The organism is Sporosarcina thermotolerans, from assembly GCF_030067815.1.
In the GTDB taxonomy this organism is placed as follows: Bacteria; Bacillota; Bacilli; order Bacillales_A; family Planococcaceae; genus Sporosarcina; species Sporosarcina thermotolerans.
In genome coordinates, this window is record NZ_CP125968.1 from 2,108,255 (window position 1) to 2,125,940 (window position 17,686).

Annotated in this window: 13 protein-coding genes and 5 pseudogenes; all 18 read left to right on the top strand. The window is 42.1% G+C overall.

The genetic code is table 11. The features are described from left to right. Positions 1-97: 97 nt before the first annotated feature. The 18 genes and pseudogenes from rimP to QNH10_RS12085 all read left to right on the top strand — a co-directional run bounded on the left by rimP (position 98) and on the right by QNH10_RS12085 (position 17,669). Positions 98-573 (top strand): annotated as a pseudogene (rimP, locus tag QNH10_RS12000) (ribosome maturation factor RimP). Positions 574-595: 22 nt separating this feature from the next. Then, the gene (gene nusA, locus QNH10_RS12005) at positions 596-1,807 is read left to right on the top strand and encodes a transcription termination factor NusA (RefSeq protein ID WP_283731743.1); all 1,212 of its coding nucleotides are present in this window, start codon (positions 596-598) and stop codon (positions 1,805-1,807) included. Between the two features lie 19 nt (positions 1,808-1,826). Continuing rightward, positions 1,827-2,105, top strand: coding sequence for an RNase P modulator RnpM (gene rnpM, locus QNH10_RS12010; RefSeq protein WP_283731744.1), 279 nt, complete (start codon positions 1,827-1,829; stop codon positions 2,103-2,105). Then, a complete protein-coding gene (locus QNH10_RS12015; RefSeq protein ID WP_283731745.1) occupies positions 2,102-2,479 on the top strand; it encodes a YlxQ family RNA-binding protein in 378 nt (125 codons plus the stop codon). Before rnpM ends, QNH10_RS12015 begins: the two co-directional genes overlap by 4 nt. Beyond that, positions 2,427-5,047: pseudogene (gene infB, locus QNH10_RS12020) on the top strand (translation initiation factor IF-2). Before QNH10_RS12015 ends, infB begins: the two are co-directional and overlap by 53 nt. Then, positions 5,044-5,321: pseudogene (locus QNH10_RS12025) on the top strand (DUF503 domain-containing protein). The pseudogenes infB and QNH10_RS12025 overlap by 4 nt, the downstream one beginning before the upstream one ends. A gap of 22 nt (positions 5,322-5,343) precedes the next feature. After that, positions 5,344-5,691, top strand: a complete 348-nt coding sequence (gene rbfA / locus QNH10_RS12030; protein ID WP_283731746.1) for a 30S ribosome-binding factor RbfA — start codon at positions 5,344-5,346, stop codon at positions 5,689-5,691. A gap of 64 nt (positions 5,692-5,755) precedes the next feature. Then, positions 5,756-6,667 (top strand): tRNA pseudouridine(55) synthase TruB, encoded by a 912-nt coding sequence (truB, locus tag QNH10_RS12035; RefSeq protein WP_283731747.1) that lies wholly within the window; start codon positions 5,756-5,758, stop codon positions 6,665-6,667. A 10-nt stretch (positions 6,668-6,677) separates the two neighbouring features. Continuing rightward, positions 6,678-7,625: a bifunctional riboflavin kinase/FAD synthetase gene (locus QNH10_RS12040; RefSeq protein WP_283731748.1), complete on the top strand. Its 948-nt coding sequence runs from the start codon at positions 6,678-6,680 to the stop codon at positions 7,623-7,625. Between the two features lie 312 nt (positions 7,626-7,937). Beyond that, the gene (gene rpsO / locus QNH10_RS12045; protein WP_283731749.1) at positions 7,938-8,207 is read left to right on the top strand and encodes a 30S ribosomal protein S15; all 270 of its coding nucleotides are present in this window, start codon (positions 7,938-7,940) and stop codon (positions 8,205-8,207) included. A 300-nt stretch (positions 8,208-8,507) separates the two neighbouring features. After that, the gene (pnp, locus tag QNH10_RS12050) at positions 8,508-10,631 is read left to right on the top strand and encodes a polyribonucleotide nucleotidyltransferase (RefSeq protein ID WP_283731750.1); all 2,124 of its coding nucleotides are present in this window, start codon (positions 8,508-8,510) and stop codon (positions 10,629-10,631) included. 123 nt (positions 10,632-10,754) lie between these two features. Then, positions 10,755-11,993 carry a M16 family metallopeptidase gene (locus QNH10_RS12055; RefSeq protein WP_283731751.1) on the top strand — a complete coding sequence of 413 codons (1,239 nt, stop codon included), beginning with the start codon at positions 10,755-10,757 and terminating at the stop codon, positions 11,991-11,993. 40 nt (positions 11,994-12,033) lie between these two features. After that, positions 12,034-12,309 (top strand): YlmC/YmxH family sporulation protein, encoded by a 276-nt coding sequence (locus tag QNH10_RS12060; protein WP_283731752.1) that lies wholly within the window; start codon positions 12,034-12,036, stop codon positions 12,307-12,309. Further along, a complete protein-coding gene (locus tag QNH10_RS12065) occupies positions 12,296-13,075 on the top strand; it encodes a hypothetical protein (protein WP_283731753.1) in 780 nt (259 codons plus the stop codon). The genes QNH10_RS12060 and QNH10_RS12065 overlap by 14 nt, the downstream gene beginning before the upstream one ends. Positions 13,076-13,088: 13 nt before the next feature. Beyond that, a complete protein-coding gene (locus QNH10_RS12070; protein ID WP_283731754.1) occupies positions 13,089-13,676 on the top strand; it encodes a dipicolinate synthase subunit B in 588 nt (195 codons plus the stop codon). Between the two features lie 98 nt (positions 13,677-13,774). After that, positions 13,775-14,803: an aspartate-semialdehyde dehydrogenase gene (locus QNH10_RS12075; protein ID WP_283731755.1), complete on the top strand. Its 1,029-nt coding sequence runs from the start codon at positions 13,775-13,777 to the stop codon at positions 14,801-14,803. Positions 14,804-14,870: 67 nt separating this feature from the next. Further along, a pseudogene (gene dapA / locus QNH10_RS12080) lies at positions 14,871-15,760 on the top strand (4-hydroxy-tetrahydrodipicolinate synthase). 244 nt (positions 15,761-16,004) lie between these two features. Further along, positions 16,005-17,669 (top strand): annotated as a pseudogene (locus tag QNH10_RS12085) (ribonuclease J). The last annotated feature ends 17 nt before the right edge of the window (positions 17,670-17,686 follow it).

Here is a 17,686-nt window from a genome sequence, read left to right on the forward strand (position 1 = left end):
TGCTATAAGTCTTGCGCGAAAAAGAGTGGGGTTTCCCGCTCTTTTCTGTTGTTCTGTATGTATTAAACTATTTTAATCAAATTTCGGGAGGGTTTTGATGAGTAAAATTACAGAGGAAGTCCAAAAACTCGTCAGTCCGATTGTGAACGACCTCGAGTTGGAATTGGTAGATATTGAATTTGTAAAAGAAGGTAGAGACTGGTTTTTACGGGTTTATGTTGATACACCTGAAGGGAATATCGATATTGAACAATGTGCACAAGTTAGCGAAAGGCTTAGTGAAGAACTGGACCGTACCGATCCAATCACCAAAACTATTTCCTCGAAGTATCTTCACCGGGTGCTGAACGACCTTTGAAAAAAGAAGAGGACTTTCATAAGGCGGTCGGTCAGTATGTATTTATAAAGACATATGAACCGATCAATGGCATGAAGGAATTTGAAGGGTACTTGCTTTCCTATGGTTCTGAATTCGCAGAAGTGGAAATTCGGATTAAGACCAGAAAATTGCAAGTGAAGATTGAAAACGAAAAAATTGCCTTCGCAAGATTGGCGATTGACTTTTCCGCATAATTGAATATAGGAGTGATTAACTATGAGTAGTGATCTACTCGATGCATTAACAGCTCTTGAAAAACAGAAAGGTATCTCAAGAGATGTAATTGTTGAAGCAATTGAAGCCGCCCTTGTAACGGCTTATAAACGGAATTTCAACCAAGCTCAAAATGTGCGGGTCGATTTGAACTTAGATAAAGGGACTATGAAAGTTTACTCACGCAAAGATGTAGTTGAAGAAGTGGATGATGAAAGACTTCAAATGGCTTTGGAGGATGCCTTGGCCATTAATCCCGCGTATGAATTAGGAGATATCGTTGAAGAAGAAGTGACTCCACGTGACTTTGGTCGAATCGCTGCACAAACGGCTAAACAAGTTGTTACCCAGCGTGTACGTGAAGCTGAACGTGGTCTGATTTATGATGAGTACGTAGACCGCGAAGATGACATTGTCAATGGTATCGTTGAACGCTTAGATGCAAGAAACCTGTATGTCGGGTTAGGTAAAGTGGAAGCGGTCTTACCAGCAACGGAACAGATCACTACGGAATCCTATCAACCACATGATCGTATTAAAGTGTATATTACAAAGGTTGAGCGTACATCCCGTGGGCCTCAAGTATTTGTTTCCCGTACACATCCTGGCCTATTGCGTAGGCTGTTTGAAATGGAAGTTCCGGAAATTTATGACGGAACAGTTGAAATCAAATCGATTGCAAGGGAAGCGGGGGACCGTTCCAAAATTTCAGTTCATACGACAAATGACGAAGTAGATCCGGTTGGTTCATGTGTAGGTTCACGCGGTGCAAGGGTCCAATCCATTTCGAATGAACTCAACGGTGAGAAGATTGATATCGTGGAATGGTCTGAAGATCCGGTCTTGTTTGTTGCGAATGCGTTAAGCCCATCAAAAGTATTAGATGTGCAAGTGAACGAAGAAGATAGATCGACAAGGGTTGTAGTTCCGGACTATCAGCTATCTTTGGCAATTGGTAAACGTGGTCAAAACGCCAGACTCGCTGCCAAATTGACTGGGTGGAAAATTGATATTAAAAGCGAGACAGACGCAAGAGAGTTGGGCATTTATCCTCCTGCAGCGTCAAATGAAGGTCCTTTCGCAGAAGATGTATATGACGTAACCGAAAATGGAAAAGATGAATATATGGAAGATCCGTATTTCGACAATGACTCCGAAAAGGAATCTGAATACGAAAAGATCGATTTATATTCAGAAACTGACGAAAACAATTGAGTTGAAAGGATGATTGCCCATGACAAGCAAGAAGAAACTCCCTTTGCGTAAATGTGCTGCGACAGGCGAGATGTTACCTAAGAAAGAAATGATCCGCATTGTCCGCACGAAAGAAGGGGATGTTTCAGTCGATCTGACAGGCAAAAAATCGGGACGTGGTACATACGTATCGAAAACTGAAGCAGCTGTCGAAACAGCCAAGCGCAACAGGTCGATTGAAAACCAGCTTGGAGCATCAGTGCCGGAGGAAGTATACGAAGATCTTCTTCATGCAATCCGTCGTGAGGCTTTGAAATGAATCATCCTAAAGAAATATTCCAATTGTTAGGGATGGCAGCAAGGGCCAGGAAACTGATTACAGGCGAAGAACTCGTCATAAAAGAAGTACGATCAGGGAACGCACGCATCGTGATTGTTTCTGAAGATGCTTCAAAGAATACATTGAAGAAAATAAATGATAAATGTGATTTTTATAACGTTGAGAAGCATGTGTTCGGGAGTAGAGAAGCACTCGGCCATGCAATCGGAAAAGAGTCGCGGGTCGTACTCGCGTTAACGGATACCGGTTTTGCCGGAAAATTGTCCGGGCTCCTCAACGAATATAACCGGGGGTGGGCTAATGACGAAGATACGTGTACACGAATACGCGAAAAAAGTGAATCGGACGAGTAAGGAAGTCATCGAGGAGCTTGGAAAATTAAATGTGAATGTAACTAACCACATGTCTATGTTGGATAGAGATGCTACATCTAAATTGGACCAACGATTTGGTAAGGGTGGATCAACACCGTCAGATAAGTCGGCTGGACAGGATCATAAGCAATCTTCACGTCCTGCAAGTAATGCGCAAGATAAGCAAAGAAGAGGCGACAGTCCTGCGGCACAAGGTCAACAGCGACCAAGTCAAAGTTCACAAGGCGGCAATCGTCCAGCACAAGGTCAACAGCGACCAAGTCAAAGTTCACAAGGCGGCAACCGTCCAGTACAAGGGCAACAACGCCAAGGTCAAGGATCACAAGGTGGCAACCGTCCTACAGGTCAACAAGGTCAAGGATCACAAGGCGGTAACCGTCCTACAGGTCAACAAGGTCAAGGATCACAAGGTGGCAACCGTCCAGCACAAGGACAACAACGCCAAGGTCAGGGGTCGCAAGGCGGCAACCGTCCTACAGGTCAACAACGCCAAGGACAAGGGACACAAAGCGGTAACCGTAATGCAACAGGTCAACAGCGTCCAAGTACAGGGGCACAAGGTGGCAACCGTCCCGCTACAGGTCAACAACGTCAAGGCCAAGGAACGCAAGGTGGCAACCGCCCTGCACAAGGCCAACAAGGCCAACAAGGTCAACAAGGTCAACAACGCCAAGGCCAAGGAGGCGGCGGACGTCCAGCTGGACGTGGTGGAAGACCACCAGCTCGTGGCATAAACCAAGGTCGCAGAAGACATCGTCCAGCCCCAATGCCTAAAGTGGAAAAACCACTACCAGAAAAGATTACTTTCTATGAATCCCTTTCTGTTGGTGAACTTGCTAACAAGCTAGGCCGGGAGCCTTCTGAAATCATCAAAAAACTATTCATGCTTGGTGTTATGGCAACCATTAACCAAGAATTGGATAAGGATGCAATCGAGCTGATCTGTGCTGATTACGGCGTTGAAGTAGAAGAAGAAATTCGAATTGATGTAACGGATCTCGAGATTTACTTCGAGGAAGATGAAGTCGTTGAGGAAACTCAAACTGAACGACCACCAGTCGTAACGATAATGGGTCACGTCGACCACGGTAAAACAACCCTACTGGATTCAATCAGAGATACAAAAGTAACTCAAGGTGAAGCAGGCGGTATCACCCAACATATCGGAGCTTACCAGGTTGAAGTTGAAGGAAAGAAAATTACCTTCCTTGATACACCAGGGCATGCTGCATTTACAACAATGCGTGCACGTGGGGCAAAAGTTACCGATATTACGATACTTGTCGTAGCAGCTGATGACGGTGTAATGCCGCAGACAATAGAAGCGATAAACCATGCGAAAGCTGCTGAAGTACCAATCATTGTAGCTGTCAACAAGATGGATAAACCATCTGCAAATCCTGATCGTGTGATGCAAGAGTTGACGGAACATGGTCTTTTAGCCGAAGCATGGGCGGAGACACAATCTTTGTACCGATTTCCGCATTGAAAGGTGAAGGAATCAATCAATTGCTCGAAATGGTTTTATTAGTCGCTGAAGTAGGAGAATTGAAAGCGAGCAAAAACATTCGTGCTCGGGGTACTGTCATTGAGGCACAGCTTGACCGTGGTCGAGGATCCGTAGCAACATTGTTAGTTCAAGACGGGACACTTCGTATTGGAGATCCTATTGTTGTCGGGAACACATTCGGTAAAGTACGTGCAATGATCAATGATTTAGGACGTCGTGTAAAGGAAGCTGGTCCATCAACTCCTGTTGAAATAACAGGTTTGAGTGATGTTCCGCAAGCAGGTGACCGCTTTGTTGTCTTCGAGGATGAGAAGACTGCACGTCAAATTGGTGAATCCCGAGCAGGGGAAGCCTTACAAGAACAACGTGTTGAAAAAACACGTGTTACTCTTGATAATTTATTCGAACAAATGAAGCAAGGCGAAATGAAAGAATTGAATCTTATCGTAAAAGCCGATGTTCAAGGTACAGTTGAAGCAATGGCTGCTTCCCTGATGAAAATTGAAGTTGAGGGCGTAAACGTTAAGATCATCCATACTGGTGCGGGTGCGATTAATGAATCGGATATTTCTCTTGCGGCAGCATCAAACGCGATTGTCATTGGATTTAATGTGCGTCCGGATGTCAATGCTAAGCGTGCAGCTGAAGAAGAGGGCGTCGATATTCGTTTACACCGTGTTATCTATAAAGTAATTGAGGAAATTGAATTTGCGATGAAGGGATTATTGGATCCTGAATATCAGGAAAAAGTAATCGGTCAGGCCGAAGTTCGTGAAACATTCAAAGTCACGAAAATCGGAACAATCGCAGGTAGTTATGTTACAGAAGGGAAAATTACACGTGATGCCGGTGTCCGCGTACTACGTGATAATATCGTCATCTTTGAAGGTGAGTTAGATACTTTGAAACGTTTCAAAGACGATGTTAAAGAAGTAGCAAAAGGCTATGAATGCGGAATTACCGTTAAGAACTTCAATGATATTAAAGAAGGCGACATTTTCGAAGCCTTTGTAATGGAGGAAATTAAACGGGCATGATTGTCTATGCTGAGTGTACATTCTTTATTCCCGATGTCCATTCGTTGAAAGAAAAAGATCCGTATTAAAAAGAATGACGGATCGAGTTAAAAATGAATTTAATGTTTCCGTTGCGGAAATCGATCACCAAGATCTTTGGCAAAGAACAACGATTGCTCTCGTTTCAGTCGCTTCTTCAAAAGAGGCGGCTGAGGGAGAGACAAGAAGAGCCATTCGTTTTTTAGAATCGAATCCAGAATGGGAAATGACAGAACAACTATTTGACTATTATTGATGCGGAATCGGGGTGACCATCCATGTCTATGCGTGCGAATCGTGTCGCTGAACAGATGAAAAAGGAATTAGGCGGAATTATTGGCCAAAAATTGAAAGATCCTCGCATTGGCTTTGTCACGGTAACGGACGTCGAAGTGACGGGCGATCTTCAGCAAGCTACGATCTTCATTTCAGTATTGGGAAATGATTCGGAAAAAGAAGCAACCCTTGCAGGTCTGACAAAAGCAAAAGGATTTATCCGTACCGAAATTGGCCAACGGATTAGACTCCGAAAAACACCGGAGATAGATTTTGCATTTGATGATTCTGTTGAATACGGAAATCGTATTGAATCATTGTTACGCCAGGTTAATAAAGGCGAAGAATAACAAAACGGAGGAAGTCGGTGTCCAAAAGGACTTTCCGGCTTCTTTCTTTTTTAGGAGGATATAAATGGATGGGATTCTTCCTTTATGGAAAGAAAAAGGGATGACCTCGCATGATTGCGTGTTTAAGCTTAGAAAAATTTTAGGCATGAAAAGAGTTGGACATACGGGAACATTAGATCCAAATGTGGAAGGTGTATTGCCGATTTGCCTTGGTCAAGCGACGAAGGTGGCCGAATATGTAACTGACTCCGGGAAAGAGTATGTTGCTACGGTTTCAATAGGGAGTGCTACTGAAACGGAAGATTCAGATGGGGAAGTCATAAAGCTCGATGATTCACCCAAAAAGATTAAAAGAGAAGAAATTCTTCAAGCTCTTTCAAAGTTGACCGGAGAAATTATACAGATACCACCCATGTATTCAGCTGTAAAGGTAAATGGGAAAAGACTGTACGAGTATGCCCGAAAAGGGGTTGAGGTAGAACGCCCTGAACGGAAAGTAACTATCTATGAAATAGAATTACTTGATGATCGTGATTTATTCGAAGGTGAAGAAATCCTTTTTACAATTCGTGTTAATTGCGGAAAAGGTACATATATTAGAACGTTATCCGTTCAAATTGGTGAAATCCTCGGTTACCCAGCACATATGGCAAAGTTAGTCCGAACCTCTTCCGGTAAGTTTAGGCAGCAGGATTGCTTGACACTTCGAGAGGTTGAGGAATTGAAAGATAGTGGCAATCTTAGTACGTATGTGCGACCGCTCGAAGATGCACTTGGAGAATTCGTATTTGAGGAACTGGATGATGAATTATATGATAAGATTATGAATGGACAAGTTTTACATAGTCATCCATTACTTGAGAATCACGAACAAATCGTTTTCACTAAAAATTCAAAAGCGGTGGCAGTCTATCGTCACCATCCAGAAAAAAAAGGATTAATGAAACCAGAGAAAATGTTTCCATTTAACAGGTAGGGAGAAAGACATGGAAATCTATCATTTGCAATATCCACAACATAAGACAATCGATGATATAGGGCCCTTTTCACTAGCAATCGGTTTTTTTGATGGGTTGCATAAAGGCCATCAAGCTGTAATTGAAGAGGCAAAGAAAAAAGCAGAACAACTTGGTATCAAATCTGCAGTAATGACGTTTGATCCACATCCTTCACATCTTTTCGGTGATGGAGAGAATAAAGTTGGCTACATTACCCAATATCCTTTAAAATCTCAATATATTGAAGAAATGGGAATCGATGCCTTGTTCATCGTGAAATTCGATCAGCCACTTTCCTCACTTTCACCCGAGCAATTCATAGAAATTTTCATAAAAGGCTTGGGAGTTAAACATGTAACAGCTGGATTCGATTTCACGTTCGGTTCCAAAGGTGCCGGTACAATGGCACAAATGGATGCGCTATCGAATGGGGATTACAGCACATCAGTCATTGAGAAAGTGACAGACTCAGACGAAAAGGTTTCCTCAACATTAATACGTAAACTTCTTTCAGAAGGCGATGTCGAAAAGACAGCTACATTATTGGGAAGATCATTCCGTACTGTAGGGACAGTTGTCGATGGTGAGAAAAGAGGGAGACTACTTGGATTTCCAACAGCCAACGTCTTGCCTGATGACGAGCTAATAATCCCTTCCAACGGAGTATACGCAGTTAAATTCTCGCTTGCCGATCAAATCTACGATGGGGTATGCAACGTTGGAGTCAAACCAACCTTCCACGACCCATCTGTCAGTAAGACAAGCGTCGAAGTGCACCTCCTCGACTTTACTGGAGATCTATACGGAAAAGAAGTCTCAGTAGACTGGATCGCCCGCATCAGAGACGAAAAGAAATTCGGCTCAGTTGACGAATTAGTTGAGCAAATCAGCATGGATAAGGAAACTGCGAAGGAACTGCTTGGCAGGAACTTATAATTAGTACCTGGCCAGTACCTGGCCATTTCCGTTGCTTGAAGTGAAGGGCGGCGACTCCTACGGGAAAAGCGTCAGCAGAAGACCCCGCAACGAAGCGTAGCGAAGTGAGGAGGCTGAGGCGACGCCCGTGGAAAGCGTCCGCCCGAAACGTAAAGCAACTGATGCATGTATATATTTGTTGTATATGATTTTCACATATGTTATGATAAATCAGTGCCACAGCACAAACCTTTCCTTGGCATTTCGAATCACCAACGAATGCTCGGGATTGGGGATATTTTATTTTACTTTAATCAATAGGAGGTGAAAAGGATGGCTATTACACAAGAGCGTAAAAATGAATTGATCAATGAGTTCAAAATTCATGAAAACGATACAGGGTCTGCAGTAGTTCAGATCGCTATCCTTACTGAAGAGATCAACAACTTGAACAACCACTTTAAAGTGCATAACAAAGACCACCACTCACGTCGCGGTCTATTTAAAATGGTCGGTACGCGTAAAAGACTTCTAAAGTATTTGCGTGAAACTGATGTTCAACGTTACCGTGATCTTATTGCTAAACTCGGCCTTCGCCGTTAATAAGATGTATACGAAAGCGGGCCTTGCCCGCTTTTTTTTATGCTTTAGAAATTATGAAATCTTAGTATGAATATACCTGTAAAATAGCGTGTTTCCGGCCAGACTCCGGGCGCCAGTCCCTCGAGTCGCTTCAGAAATACCAAAAAGGCAAAGGGCGCCTTTCCGGTATTTCTTCCAGCGCTTTTCGGGACTCAGCAGGCGCCCTTCGCTTTTGTTTACATATATCCGTCTTTTTGATACACTACTAGTTAATACATACTACGTATGATGTCCATGCTTGAATTAGAGAGGAGTACCATAATGACAGAACAGAAAAAAGTTTACACATTTGATTGGGCTGGGAGGCAACTGACCATTGAAACTGGACAGCTTGCAAAACAGGCAAATGGTGCAGTACTTGTAAGATACGGTGATACAACGGTATTGTCGACAGCTACAACATCTAAAACACCGAAAGCGCTTGATTTCTTTCCGTTAACTGTAAACTACGAGGAAAGACTATACGCAGTCGGTAAAATTCCTGGAGGCTTCATCAAACGTGAAGGACGTCCATCAGAGAAAGCGGTTTTAACTAGCCGACTAATTGACCGCCCAATCCGCCCATTATTCGCAGACGGCTTCCGTAATGATGTACAAGTCATTTCGCTCGTCATGTCAGTTGATCAGAATTGCTCATCCGAAATGGCTGCTATGCTTGGCTCATCCCTTGCATTATCCGTTTCTGACATCCCGTTCGAAGGCCCGATTGCAGGTGTTCAAATCGGACGTATTAATGGTGAATTCATCGTCAACCCGACTCCAGAACAACTAAATGCAAGTGAGTTGGATCTTGTAGTTGCCGGAACTAAGGATGCCATCAATATGGTTGAAGCCGGTGCCAAAGAAGTTGCAGAAGATGTTATTCTGGAAGCAATTATGTTCGGTCACGAGCAGATTATAAAGCTGATTGAATTCCAAGAGAAGATTATCGCGGAAGTCGGTAAGGAAAAAATGGAAATCACTTTGTTCGAGCTTGACGAAGCAATACTTGCTGAAGTGAAAGACAAATGTGAGACTAATCTTATCAATGCAATCCAAACGGAAGAGAAGCATGCCCGTGAAGATGCGATAAATACAGTGAAAAACGAAGTGATGGAACATTATAAGAGTGAAGAAGCGAACGATGATACGCTCAAACAAGTAAAAAACATCTTGGATCACCTTGTTAAAAATGAGGTCCGCAGACTCATCACTGATGAAAAGGTCCGCCCGGATGGCCGTGGTCTGGATGAAATCCGCCCGCTGGCATCTGAAGTCGGTATCTTACAGCGTACACATGGCTCAGGCTTGTTCACACGTGGACAAACTCAAGCACTTAGCGTATGTACACTTGGCGCACTTGGTGAAGTTCAAATCATTGATGGACTTGGCTTAGAGGAATCAAAACGCTTTATGCACCATTACAACTTCCCGAACTTCAGCGTAGGGGAAACGGGTCCTATCCGTGGACCTGGCCGTCGTGAAATCGGTCACGGAGCATTAGGAGAACGTGCTCTTGAAGCGATTATTCCGGATGAGAAAGAATTCCCTTACACAATCCGTCTCGTAGCAGAAGTACTTGAATCCAATGGGTCTTCATCCCAAGCTTCGATCTGCGCGTCAACTATGGCGATGATGGATGCAGGTATCCCGATTAAAGCGCCAGTTGCTGGTATTGCAATGGGGCTTGTGAAAAAAGGGGATAACTATTCAATCCTATCTGACATTCAAGGCATGGAAGACCATTTAGGTGATATGGACTTCAAAGTTGCAGGTACTGAAAAAGGAATTACAGCATTACAAATGGACATTAAAATCGAAGGATTATCCCGACAAATTTTAGAGGAATCATTGGTTCAAGCGAAGATTGGCCGGATGAAAATCCTTGATCATATGCTTTCAACGATTTCCACATCACGCGAGGAACTTTCGAGATATGCACCGAAAATCATTATGATTCGCATTAATCCGGATAAAATTCGAGATGTAATTGGACCAGGTGGAAAAGTGATCAATAAGATCATTGAAGAAACTAATGTTAAGATTGACACTGAACAAGACGGTACAATCTACATTTCATCCCCTGAATCCGATATGAATGAAAAGGCGAAAACAATGATTGAAAATATTGTTCGCGAAGCAAAAGTTGGAGAATATTATTTAGGGAAAGTGAAAAGAATTGAGAAATTCGGAGCATTCCTTGAGATATTCCCTGGTAAAGATGGTCTTCTTCACATCTCGGAAATCCAAGAAGAACGCACGAAGGCTGTTGAGGATGTATTGAAAATGGGAGATGAACTTCTTGTAAAGGTCATCGAAATTGACAACCAAGGCCGCGTAAACCTGTCAAGAAAGATTGTTCTTAAGGAGCAAAAGGAAGCTGCAGAAAAAGAAGGAAAAGAATAATATAAAAAGTGAATTTAGTCATAAAAATAGAAAGCCCCTCTTTTACGATGACGTAAAGATGGAGGCTTTTTGTTCATTCTTATATAAAATTTAATCGGAGTAGAAAAACGGGGAATCATTTTAATGAAAAAAACAATATGTGCGAATGGCGTAAGGATCGTTCATGAAAAGATGCCATACACTCGTTCAGTCGCAATCGGTATATGGGTTAAGGCTGGTTCTTTGGATGAAAACAAAGCCGAGTGGGGCCTATCTCACTTCATTGAACATATGCTTTTCAAAGGTACTACCAACCGAAGCGCAAAAGCGATTGCGGAGCAATTTGATCGTATTGGCGGTGATATAAATGCCTATACATCGAAAGAGATGACCTGTTTTTATACAACAGTTCTTGACTATCATGCAGAGAAAGCGATGGAAATACTTGTAGATATGTTCTTCCATTCTGTTTTTGATGAAACTGAAATTGAAAAGGAAAAGTCAGTTATTTTGGATGAAATTGCATCTGTAGAAGATACACCGGATGACGATGTCGATGAAAGACTTTGGTCTGTCATGTATCCCAATCATCCAATTGGCCGATCCATCGGCGGAGTGAAAGATACATTAGGCAAATTCAATCGGAAAATGATAGATGATTATATGTCTCGTCTTTATACTCCCGAAAATATTGTCATTTCAATTGCAGGTAATTATGATGAAAAGTTAGTGGATTTCATTGAAAGCAAGTTTGGGGCATTTAGCGGGAATGCGAAGGGGATAGATTCGATATCAGACGTGCAACCCATCTTTAAAAGTGGATTGACGACAAAACATAAAGAAATTGAACAAGCTCATATATGTATCGGTTATCCTGGTTTGGCCCTGAACGAAAAGAGACTGCATGATTTGATCCTCCTTGATAGTATTGTTGGCGGCACAATGTCATCGCGTTTATTCCAAGAGATCCGTGAAGAACAAGGACTTGCGTATTCTGTCTTCTCCTATTATTCATCCTATACGATGGCAGGCTCATTCGTAATTTATGGCGGAACGAGTCCTGAACAATTGGAGAATATGGTCGTTACTATGGATAGAATCACTGCTCAGATAAAATCTGAAGGTGTGACTGAATTGGAGTTGTCTAATGCGAAGGAACAATTAAAAGCTACCATTTTGCTTGGCCTCGAAAGTACAGAATCGAGAATGCATCGGAATGGAAAGAATGAATTAGTCCTTAACGAGCATAAGGGAATAGATGAAGTTCAAAGTATAATTGACAGCGTGAAGATAACTGATGTTAATCAAATAGCGTACGAGACGTTCACCGATAAACGGGCCATTTCCATTATCGCACCAAAAAGTGCAGCTTTGCCTTTTTGAATCATATGATGAAGAAGGACTGTAAAAAAGGGGGAAGGATATGCTGCTCTCAGAAATGGCACAAAAAGAGCTTATCCAAGTAGAGGAAGGAATCCGTTATGGGTTTCTTGCAGATACGGATTTAATTTTTAATCGGAAAACTGGTGAAATCATTGGTTTTGAAGTGAAGAAGAAATTCGGTCGTTTCCCATTTCGAAATCGGGAACAGGAATCATCGGAATTTATTCCATGGAGTGAAATTGTTTTGATAGGTGAACATCGTATCCTTTTCGGGAAAACACATAGTATGGGGGATTTTGACATTGACGACAATTGACGGAAAATGGCTGTTCATCGGAACGGATAAGCGATTATCGGAATGTTGTAGAATTATGAAGGAATTGGGTGCTGAAACGTATCATCATAATGGAAATGCGTATACAAACGAGTTATCTAATGCGCTTGAGAAGTTCGCACCTACCCATATAGTTTTTCCGGTTCTTCAAATGGAAGGTACCATTCCAGTGGATAAAATCAATGAGGGAACCATTCTTTATCCTGGAGTGGCTACAGAAGATTGGCTAAAACATTTCAGTAAAGCGGGAATTACTGTAAAACCTTATCTGAAAGAAGTTGAATACGTTTGGGAGAATGCGAGGTTAACGGCGGAAGGATTTTTAATCGAATACTACTCTTCAACCAAACGCCGAATATCGGGTGACCATTTTTATATTGCAGGTTTTGGGAAGGTAGCGAAAATGACAGCCGATGTTCTCTTTTCACTGGGGGCATCAGTAACAATTTTGGCTCGTTCCCAAGACCAATTAGGTGAAGCCTCTGCTATTGGTTATAATACATTACCATTAACACCGGGTGATGTGAATTTGCAGGGGAACTTCATTAATACAATCCCAGCTAAATGGTTGCGGGCCAGCGAAAATGCCGAAATCCGCATTTTTGACTTGGCTTCGGCACCGGGCTGCCTAAAGGACAATGACCCTGTTGAATACTATACAATACACCTCGGATTACCCGGTAAGCATTTTCCGGTTGATGCGGCAAAAGCACTTGCTGATGCACTACTGAGGATGAATAGTAGATGAAAGGGGAAAATAGATGCTACAAGGTAAAAGGATTGGCCTTGGTATAACGGCATCACATTGCACGTATGACCAAATACTACCTGTGATTAGTGAATTGCAAGAAAATGGGGCGACTGTAGTGCCGGTAATTACCCATTCAGTACTGACGGCAGCGACAAGGTTCGGTACAGGTGAAGAATGGATAAAAAGGATTGAGGATGCAACTGGAGAGAAAGTTATTTCAACAATTGTAGGTGCTGAGCCATTTGGCCCGACTTCTCCAGTAGATATTATGATTATCGCTCCGATGACTGGAAATTCCATGAGTAAATTTGCGAATGCCGCAACGGATTCGCCTGTTTTAATGGCGGCAAAAGCTACTTTACGAAATGGTAGTCCGGTTTTACTTGGTATCTCAACAAATGATGCATTAGGCTTGAACGGATATAACGTTATGAAACTTCTTAACACGAAAAATGTGTATTTCATCCCTTTCGGACAGGATGACCCGTACAAAAAACCAAACTCCCTTATCTCCGACTTCACAAAAATGGTACCTGCGGCTGCTGCAGCACTTGAGCATAAGCAACTTCAACCTCTCTTGATCATTCATGAAAAATAATCCAAAGCAGATTATTAATGTATATGATATAATTTCCCCAATGAACTCTTGTATATTTATTCAAGAGAATTACTATTTGTAATGAAAGGGAGACAGAAATGAAGAATGAAAATCTAAATGTGGCAATTGTCGGAGCAACTGGAGCGGTCGGTTCGAAAATACTTGAAAAGCTTATAGAGCGCAAGTTTCCGGCAAAAACCATTAAAATGCTTGCCTCGAAACGTTCTGCGGGAACAGAGATTTCCGTTGGTGGGCAAACATACATCGTAGAAGAAACTGTCCCCGAATCTTTTGAAGGGATTGATATCGCCTTCTTTAGCGCCGGGGGATCCATCTCCCGAAAATTTGCACATGAGGCCGTTAAAAGAGGGGCTGTTGTCATAGATAACACAAGTGCATTCAGGATGGATGAAGATGTGCCATTAGTTGTTCCAGAAGTAAATCCATCTGCATTGAAGGGGCATAATGGAATTATCGCGAATCCAAATTGCTCAACAATCCAAATGGTTGCGGCACTTCAACCAGTGAAGGAAAAGTTCGGTATCAGCCGGATTATCGTATCGACATACCAGGCTGTATCTGGAGCAGGTTCTGAAGCGATAGACGAGTTGGGGGAACAAAGTAAACAATTCGAAGGCCGGTCAAGTATCAAGGCTGAAATACTTCCTTCAGCTTCCGCTGACCGTCATTTCCCAATTGCTTTTAATGCGATTCCTCAAATCGATCTATTCGATGATTCAGGCTATACGTTGGAAGAACTTAAAATGATGAACGAAACTAAAAAGATATTTGAGGACCAAAAATTAGCTGTCTCTGCAACTTGTGTCCGTCTACCTGTTGTCACGGGACATTCCGAGTCTGTCTATATCGAAACGGATTTGAATACAACTGTGGAAGATATCCGCTCAGCAATTGAGAGTGCATCCGGTGTTGTCTTGCAAGATGACCCATCTTCGCAAGTCTATCCAATGCCTTTATATTCAGAAGGGAAAGATGAGGTTTTTGTTGGTCGAATTCGAAAAGACCCAAATCATCCAAACGGATTCCATCTTTGGATTGTTGCTGACAATTTGCTTAAAGGAGCAGCTTTGAATTCAATACAAATCGCAGAGGAACTAGTTAAGTAAAGGTTTTCTTGTTCCTTGGTTATCAGTGAGTTGCATCAAGAGTAAGCTACGAAAAGGAATGATCTGTATGGATCTTGGATATATAGGAACGGCAATGGTCACACCTTTTTCCGAAACAGGATACATCGATTATGACTTGACAGAGACCCTAATTGAACATCTTATAGCAACTGGGACAGATTCCCTGATTGTATGTGGTACAACAGGGGAGTCGCCCACTCTTAATCATGAAGAAAAATCAAATCTATTTAAATACGCAATCGAAATCGTAAACAAGAGAATACCTGTTATTGCAGGTACGGGAACATTCAATACTGCGGAAACCGTCAGTTGACGAGGCAGGCCGAAACTTTGGGAGCAGACGGCATAATGCTTGTCACGCCTTATTACAATAAGCCTGACCAGAAGGGGATTATTGCACACTTTTCCCATATCGCGGGTGAAACGAACCTTCCAATCATGCTTTATAATATCCCCGGAAGATCGGCAGTAAATATGCAGTCAGAAACGGTTATCGAGCTATCAAAGATCAAGAACATCCGAGCTGTAAAAGAAGCAAGCGGAAGCCTTGATCAGATATCAAATATCATCTCTGGCACCGATAAGGGATTCAAAGTATACAGTGGAGATGATGCCCTCACATTACCAGTATTATCGATTGGTGGTGATGGAGTCATTTCGGTTGCATCCCATATTGTCGGTTCACAAATGCAACAAATGATGAGTGCATTCAAGTTAGGTGACACGAACAATGCGGCAGAAATGCACCGTACGCTCCTTCCATTATTTCAAGCAATATTCTCCGCGCCAAACCCAGTCCCTATTAAATATGCTTTAAAGAAAATAGGGATTAATACCGGAGGGGTAAGAATGCCGTTAACAGAATTTGGTAGGGAGTCCGCATCATTCGACGCCATTTGGAACGAATTTAAAAATAAACTACAAATTTCTCAATAAACTAAAGCCGGTTGCGGATTACCGGCTTTTTTTGTTTGTGTAGTAGGGGCGTTCTCACGTATAATGAAAGTTAGTCGTTGTGGACGGGTACTCAACAAATATGTTAGGTTTGATGGATAATGGTTAAGTGGGATAAAAGAGTGGACATGTTTATTGAATGTAAAAACACTAATCCCATAAAAACATACATAGACGGACGATATTACAAAATCAGTCTTTTATAAACAGTATAGGAGGAAATAAAGTGACAAAGATAAAAAATGAAGTGATAAAAGTAATCCCGCTCGGAGGAGTTGGGGAAATTGGAAAAGCGATGTACGTCATTGAAATTGACGATGAACTTTTTATAGTGGATTCTGGGCTAATGTTCCCGGAGGGAGAAATGCTTGGGATTGATATTGTGATTCCTGATTTGACTTATATAGAGGAAAATAAAGAGAGGGTTAAAGGGATTTTTCTGACTCATGGTCATGAGGATGCAATCGGATCCATCGCCTACCTTCTGCAAAAAGTGCAAGCACCTGTCTATGGATCGAAACTGACTCTCGCACTTGCGAAAGAACATTTGAAGGATATGCCGGCACCTTCTAGTGTTAAGTTTTTCGAAGTTACAAATAAAAGTCGTATGAATTTCAAACGGACATATGTGACATTTTTCCATACAACTCATAGCATTCCCGACACTCTTGGCATCGTATTCCATACAAGTGAAGGAGCGATTGTCCACACGGGAGAATTCAAATTTGATCAGTCGGCAAAGGAAAATACCGTCCCGATATTGCAAAAATGGCTGCACTTGGAGAAGAAGGTGTGTTCATTCTACTGTCTGATTCCAATGAGGCGGAGCGCCCTGGATATACGACATCTGAGTTGGTTATAGAAGAGAAGCTCTCTACGACGTTCCATGGAGCAGAGGGGCGCATCCTTGTTGCACTTTATGCATCGAATTTCATAAGAATTCAGCAAGTTTTCGATAAAGCCTTGGAAACAGGCAAAAAAGTAGCGGTAGTTGGTAAAAGTCTAGAAAGCTATTTCGAAGTAGGAATGCGTTTAGGCTATTTGCAAATAGAAGAAGATGTGGTCATCTCAGTGAAGGACATTGGAAAATACACCGATGACCAAATTGTGATCATTGTGACAGGAAACAAAGGCGAGCCACTTGATGCGCTTGAAAAAATTGTACGGAAATACCATAAAGATATTAAGATTAAAGAGACCGACACAGTCCTAATCACCTTTACTCCATCTCCTGGCATGGAAGTATCTATGTTCAAGATGGCCAATGAATTGTCGAAAGCCGGGGCAAACGTTCTTACTTCATCCCGTAACGTTCATGTTTCCGGGCATGGGAGCCAAGAAGATTTGAAATTAATGTTGAATCTAATGCAACCTAAATATTTCATCCCTATTCAGGGGAATACAAGATGCTGATTGCTCACTCCAAACTTGCACAGCAGGTCGGCTTGCAAAAATCCCAGATCTTCATTGCTGATAAGGGCGACATTGTCGAATATAAAAATGACAAGATGAGAATGAGCGGCAGAGTACAGGCTGGAAATATCCTTATTGACGGTATCGGGGTAGGAGATGTCGGCAATATTGTCTTAAGAGACAGAAAGCTATTGTCACAAGATGGGATATTTACGGTAGTCATTACACTAAGCCGTAGACAGAAAAAAATTGCCGCAGGTCCTGAAATTGTGTCACGGGGCTTTGTATATGTCCGTGAATCAGAGGAGCTACTTGAGGAGTCCAGAAAGCTTGTCCATAAGATTGTCGAAAAGTATGTGAATAAAGATACATTCGAATGGACAAACATAAAACAAGAGATCCGTGATACGTTGAGTTCGTATTTGTTCCAACAAACAAAAAAAGACCAATGATCATTCCAATCATTATGGAGTACTAATTCAACTAAAAACGAAA